This window comes from Oceanobacillus sojae (genome assembly GCF_007991515.1).
In the GTDB taxonomy this organism is placed as follows: domain Bacteria; phylum Bacillota; class Bacilli; order Bacillales; family Amphibacillaceae; genus Oceanobacillus; species Oceanobacillus sojae.
Window position 1 is genome coordinate 1 of record NZ_BJYM01000044.1, and the last position, 1,304, is coordinate 1,304.

1 protein-coding gene is annotated in these 1,304 nt (G+C 40.1%); it reads right to left on the bottom strand.

Annotated features, from left to right (window positions below; genetic code table 11):
• Positions 1-38: 38 nt before the first annotated feature.
• Positions 39-1,232, bottom strand: a complete 1,194-nt coding sequence (locus OSO01_RS23145; RefSeq protein WP_147212811.1) for an ISL3 family transposase — start codon at positions 1,230-1,232, stop codon at positions 39-41.
• Positions 1,233-1,304: the final 72 nt, after the last annotated feature.

A 1,304-nucleotide genomic window follows, 5' to 3' on the forward strand; every position in this document is an offset into this window, starting at 1 on the left:
TGGTGGAATAATCATTCCCCACCTCTTTTTTTATGAGCTTATTTTAATACAAGCTTTACCTCTTGTTGCCATAGAATTTTCTTTCTCATTCGCTCAAAATTTTTAATTCCATAAGATAGTCTCTTTAATACTTTAATGGTGTTATTTACTCCTTCTATGTAGCCATTATTATAAGGGTACATAAAAGATTGAAGGATCTCTTGACGCCATCTTTTAAATGTACCCGCGACACGATGAAACCCATCTAATGTGGATGCTTTCAACTTTTTTAAGCATGCTTCTAATCCTGCAGCTACGCTATATTCGTCACTTTCCTTAAACCACATATCCAATGCATGCTTTAAATCATAGGCTTCCTTTAAGCGCGTATCTATTTCTAATAATTGTTGGATTTTCTTCTTCTGGTTATCAGAGCACGCTATCCATGATTTCCAAAGAAGCTTCTTGGAGCGTTTCATTCGAATCCGATCTTTCTTGGGCAGTCCTTTTTGAACTTCACGACGTACTTCATCAAAAGCCCAATAGACCTGTCGCATAAAGTGAAAACGATCTGCGATAATAAGAGGATTTCCCAACGCTTTTCGAATAGCTTGTTTAAAACTTCGGGATAAATCCATCACGACAATCTCTACCTTTCCTGTATCACAAGACTTCAGGTACTCCTCCATTGTTTCTACTTTTCGATCCGGCAAGATATCGATAATTCTTCGATTCTCCACATCTACTACATTCAATTGAAACCTTTTGCCATCCGCATCTCCTTTAAACTCATCAATCGCAATAACACGCGGCAATACCTTCCTAGATGTTAGCTCCTTCTGGTCAAACCATCGTAAAACGCGACTTTCCGTCACTCCAGTTACGAGCGCTGCCGTTCGAAAGGAACTTATCGCTGCATGCATCATCGCTGTCGTCTGAACGCTCGCCATACACCGTTGATACCGTTGAATCATTTGTAAACGTTCATAAAATGTGTGATGGCACGACGTACAAATATAACGTCTCTTTCGCAGGGAAATATGAATTTCTTTGGTCGTAAACGCTGGTCCTTGAACGCTTTGCCAGCGATAGCCATGCATCCGCTTGGTCCTCTCTCCGCAAAAAGGACACTTCTGCTTGCGCTGTTTCGTGAACAATTCCGCAATAAAATAATTTTCTTCTTCTCTGATATCCCACACATCCACATGCGTATCTTTAATTCCTAACAACTCTGTGATAAAATGATGGTGCACTCTTTTCCTCTCCCATTCCTTTTGTCTCGACAACTCAAGGGTAACAGAGAGAGGAAACTGAGTGTATTTTTT